The sequence below is a fragment of the Pueribacillus sp. YX66 genome, from assembly GCF_041725775.1.
Classification (GTDB): domain Bacteria; phylum Bacillota; class Bacilli; order Bacillales; family UBA6769; genus Pueribacillus.
In genome coordinates this window covers 1-4,623 of record NZ_JBEUEL010000060.1, presented here as the reverse complement: position 1 = coordinate 4,623, position 4,623 = coordinate 1, and the positions used below count along the sequence as shown (strand labels likewise).

General features: G+C 31.3%; 5 protein-coding genes. 4 read left to right on the top strand and 1 reads right to left on the bottom strand.

Annotated elements, in window-relative coordinates:
• Positions 1–58: 58 nt before the first annotated feature.
• Entirely contained in the window at positions 59–1,051 is a 993-nt protein-coding gene (locus ABU914_RS15145) for a hypothetical protein (RefSeq protein ID WP_379670531.1), read from the bottom strand.
• 570 nt (positions 1,052–1,621) lie between these two features.
• Here ABU914_RS15145 and ABU914_RS15140 point away from each other — a divergent pair.
• From ABU914_RS15140 to ABU914_RS15125, 4 genes are all read left to right on the top strand, one after another.
• The gene (locus ABU914_RS15140) at positions 1,622–2,521 is read left to right on the top strand and encodes a hypothetical protein (RefSeq protein WP_379670530.1); all 900 of its coding nucleotides are present in this window, start codon (positions 1,622–1,624) and stop codon (positions 2,519–2,521) included.
• Positions 2,466–3,317: an ATP-binding protein gene (locus ABU914_RS15135; RefSeq protein ID WP_379670529.1), complete on the top strand. Its 852-nt coding sequence runs from the start codon at positions 2,466–2,468 to the stop codon at positions 3,315–3,317. Before ABU914_RS15140 ends, ABU914_RS15135 begins: the two co-directional genes overlap by 56 nt.
• A gap of 223 nt (positions 3,318–3,540) precedes the next feature.
• Positions 3,541–3,753, top strand: coding sequence for a helix-turn-helix domain-containing protein (locus tag ABU914_RS15130; RefSeq protein ID WP_062351179.1), 213 nt, complete (start codon positions 3,541–3,543; stop codon positions 3,751–3,753).
• Between the two features lie 223 nt (positions 3,754–3,976).
• On the top strand, positions 3,977–4,336 hold the full coding sequence (locus ABU914_RS15125) for a recombinase family protein (protein WP_379670528.1): 360 nt from the start codon (positions 3,977–3,979) through the stop codon (positions 4,334–4,336).
• Positions 4,337–4,623 lie beyond the last annotated feature (287 nt).

The following is a 4,623-nucleotide window of genomic DNA, read 5'->3' as shown; positions in this document are numbered from 1 at the left end:
GGATTTTCAGCCCCTTCCAAATAAGAAGTGTAAAATCTTATTTATCTAAAACTGTTAATTATATTTTATCGGTTAGAACTGCCTGATTGTTATATTTTAAAGGAGAAATTTTAATTTTTAAACCAGACTCTTTTATTCTATTTACTACTGCAGGATCCGATATAAATTGCTTCGCAATATTCTCTCCCCTTTTTATTCCATCGCTAAGTTTTGAGCGATTTGAGAAGCTGTTATCGGCTATAACAATATCCATGATGTGAAGTTCGTCCTTATTCTTTTCTGCAAGAATGGCATACTTAAATACTTTATCTATTACTGTTTGAATTGGTTCTGTTCCCATGTCCAATTCAATGTTAATAAAGGCATTTCTTGTTTCTTTTTCACCTTTTACTTTGATAATCCAGTCAGGCTTCACGATAGTCATTGTTGTTCCATTTATTTCGGTTGTTGTTTTGTTTGCTGTCATGTATTTTGCAACTTTAGCATGGTATGCTCCATTGTTTTGTCGGTGTAGATTTTTCTCTTTTCTTATCCATTCTATATATGGAAGAACTGCTGGAGAGTAAGATGAAACACGTTCATCATAAAACAAAAGATATTTAAAGTCCTCGCTGTTTGGATAATAGATAATTTCTCCGTCTAATTGTGTTAAAAGATTGATCACTACTTGCTGTGTCATTAAAAAGTGCATGATATTCTTCTTTTTATCAAATTTATAAATTTTTGACTTATTATAAGATGAATCCAATAAGTTGTGTTCAATCAGTAAATCAATACCTTTACTTCCGATACAAATGTATTTAAATCGTTCTCCATCAAATCCCTCACTATAATGATAACCACGAATAAGATGATACTCCTGCAGTTTACGGATTCGGTTTTTAAAACTATAATCTGTCATGTGCATTTTACAAAATTTTTCTGCATACTGATAGGATTGATGTAAAGTTAACATTCGTTGTTGTTCAAGAAAAGCCAATAGTTTTAGCTCTCCCTTATTCAATACTAAGCGCTCTCGTGCATTTTTCTTTAAGATGATCTTATCTTGCATGTTTTTTTCTCCTTTCCCTATGGGTGAATGATGTTTGCTTGTTAGAACACTTTAAGAATCTCACTTTTCACTATTATTGTTAGCTATATAATAGGTTGATTACCTGCAGACTGTTTCAGTAAGTAATATACTTCTCCTGAATAATCAACTTAGATTCTGCTAAAATTTTTCTATAGCCTTATTATTTGAGTGATAAAAAGTTAATGAAATGTGTTCTTTAAATAGTGTACTGTCAAATTTTGATATTTCTAGGCCTATAAAATAATACAAATAAATTCAATAGTGAGTGGTCATTTACAAAAGAAAAGAAAAAACACTTGCAAAATGAAATCATAGGTTGTATGATGATAATCAAATAATAATTTGATCGACTTTCTCAACAACAAGGGAAAAACCCAAGAGGAAGTAGTGAAATATGCACATATTTTGTGTATATATTTTGCTACGTCTGTCTTGGGTTTTTCTCTTTTTTATTGAAAATCCCAAGTGCAGGCGTAGACAGGGAGATGATATTAAGGAAAACAAAGTTAATAAATAGAAAACACATTAAGTGAAAGGAGAATGATTCAATTGCGGAAAATAAAAAAAGCTGTCATCAGAGAGGATTTAGTCGTACTAACAGGAAGTATGGAGGAAGCCGTAATATTAGCTCAATTAATTTACTGGATAAAACGTATGAAAGATACTGAAAAATACAAAGTTGAGGAAAGAAGACGCTTAGAAAATGATTCAGCAGATTCTTTTAAGCATGGTTGGATTTATAAAAAAGCTGAGGAGTTAGCTGATGAAGTGATGCTTGGCGTATCAGCTAATACGATTAGAAAATATCTAGGTATGACAGTAGAAAAAGATTATGTTAAAAGACGAAATAACCCTCGATATAAGTGGGATAAGACATTACAATATCGTGTTAACTTAGTGAAAATCATGTTAGATTTAAGCAGTTTGGGATATCCGATAGATGAATACAAGCGGTTTTTACGAAGTGAAAAAAACGATGCTTCGAGTAAACAAATTGTTTTACCGAATGTAGAAAAAGGTAATTCGAAGCTCAATGATTGCGCTGCAATACCAGAGATTACTACAGAGATTACTCCAAAAATTAATTCAGAGACATCTTCGTCAAATGAATGGATTGATGATGAAATAAGCATTTATGAAACAAATCAATTTGAATTAATTAGTAAAACCTACTTGAGCCTTAGCAAAAACAAGCAGTTATCGTCTAATGACGAAAAGGCGATTAAGGATGTTGTTGGAGAGAATTGGGAGACTCATCGAGTTATTGGTTGGATAAAAGAGTGTTTCAATAACTTTAAGCCAAAACACAAGTTAGATAATATCCGGTCCTTTCGGTATGTTGCTAATTATATATTTGATCAAGCTTATAAATTTGAACAGGAGGTACTAGAAGATGAACAAGCTACAGGATATATTGTCCAAGACGAATACTTCCAACGATACGGTTGAGTTATTATACAAGATGCCGGGGAATTTAACAAAGGCAACAGATGATTGTATGTACAGAGAATGTGATGGATCTGGATTAATTCATGTAATAAGAGAAGACGGTTCTGAGGTCATGGTGATATGTAAATGCAGAGAACAAAAAGAACTGTTGCGAAAAATTAAGACTGCTAGAATTCCAGATGACTATTTAAGTAAAAGAATTCATGATTTTCATACGAATATCTATCAGGTAAAGGAAAGTGTGGAAGTAGCGCAATATGCTAGGAGAATTGCAACACGCTATGTTGAACAATATCTAGAGATGGAGGATATGGGGAAAGGATTATACTTTTACAGTAATACAAAAGGATCTGGAAAAACACTTCTATCAATTGGCATAATAAATGAACTTATCATCAAGTATAAGATCAAGCCACTGTATATTTCAGTTGTAAATATGCTAAATGAGATGAAGCATTCATTTTCTAGTAAAGAATCTAATAGAAACTTTTATAGTTTAATGGAGTCGTTTAAGCATGCTCCATTACTGGTAATGGATGACTTGGGTGTAGAGAAAACAACGGATTGGTCGGAAGAAGTATTGACGCAAATCTTAGATAAGAGAATGAGTTACAAATGCCCAACTATTATCACATCTAATATGCCAATACAGTCACTCCAAAAGAAGTATCCTGCTGGGAGGATAAAAAGTCGCATTGAAAAAATGACATTCCCAGTTGTTATGCCTGAAGAAAGTGTTAGAGAAATAATATCTAAACAGGAAAATGATGAAATAGCAAAGATGTTTTTTAAATGAAGTGGATTAATGTGTTTGATCTCTTAAAATATAGAAAAGGATTGTTAAAATATTATTGTAGTAGTCAAAAGAGAGAATTGAATATAAGACTAGAAAGGGAGAACCCCATTATAGAGTGACAGCGATATAAGTGTAAGCTGCGGTCTGTTTATTAAAGGTGGTTTTCTCTTTATTATTTATCATGTAGAACACTTACTTAATTAAAAGGAGGGAAAATTAAAACATGAAAATCATTGTTAAAGACTCCGATAAACTACGAGCAATGTTAATTGAAAAAGGATTTTCTCAACGAGAGTTTTCGAGACATACCGGATTAAGTGAAAATTACTTTAACCAAATTGTTAATCATAAGAAAAACCCTAGCCCAGCGGTTGCAAAGAAAATATCAAATCAATTAGGTTTAGAATTTCATGATGTTTTTCAAATTGAAAGATAAAAAGGATAGAATTCAATTTTATCAATAACAAGTATGATGCTTATGTATTAGTGAGCAAGAAGATAATTTCGGATCTAGAGAATATGGTTAAATTATCGTCTAAAAATATTAAAAAACTTTTTGGTATCCTCTTCAAATATCAAAAAACGAGGATACAATGTTTTACACAAGTCGATGAAGTATATTTTAATAACAAATAAATTTTTGAGGAGAGAAACAAAATATGAAATGTTTTGCTTATGTTCGAACTAGTAATGGAAAAAATAAAGAGGATTCTTTACAAAAACAGACAGGAATAATCGAGGATTTTATTGTTCAAAACAATTGGTACTTAGATTCTGTTTATGCGGATATTGGTTTAGGAAACAATATTAATAAAAATTTTATTAAAATGATTGAAGATGCACAACAAGAAAAAATCGATGCGATTATAGTGAGCGATCCATCACGAATTTCAAGAAATTCCGATTATCTATCTTTTATAATCGAAAAACTACGAGAAGAATATAAAATCCGTATTATTACAGTGGATTATGGAGTTAATACTTTTTTGCATAATAACCTACGTGAATTTTGTAATTGAAATTAAAAATCAGTTTGAGTAGTTCTATTCTAATAGTAGACAGAGAAGGCAATCCGACATTAGATGTTTGCCTTCTCTTTTTTCACATTTGAAAAAGGAACAAATAAAAATTTAAAAAGGAATTACAAATACCCTTTACAAGTATTGGTGATTTATGGTATAACTATTTTAGACAGAAAAATGGGTACCGTCAAGAATTTTGTGTAAGTCGATAGGGCTCTCACTTGAACTGTCAATATAATGGTGCTTAAGCAACCTTAACAACTATACAAAAAATGTCAGAAGGT

Bases quoted from the DNA above. Each gene is read 5' to 3' on its own strand.
- ABU914_RS15145 (WP_379670531.1), bottom strand. From the start codon at position 1,051: ATGCAAGATAAGATCATCTTAAAGAAAAATGCACGAGAGCGCTTAGTA.
- ABU914_RS15135 (WP_379670529.1), top strand. From the start codon at position 2,466: ATGAACAAGCTACAGGATATATTGTCCAAGACGAATACTTCCAACGAT.
- ABU914_RS15130 (WP_062351179.1), top strand. From the start codon at position 3,541: ATGAAAATCATTGTTAAAGACTCCGATAAACTACGAGCAATGTTAATT.
- ABU914_RS15125 (WP_379670528.1), top strand. From the start codon at position 3,977: ATGAAATGTTTTGCTTATGTTCGAACTAGTAATGGAAAAAATAAAGAG.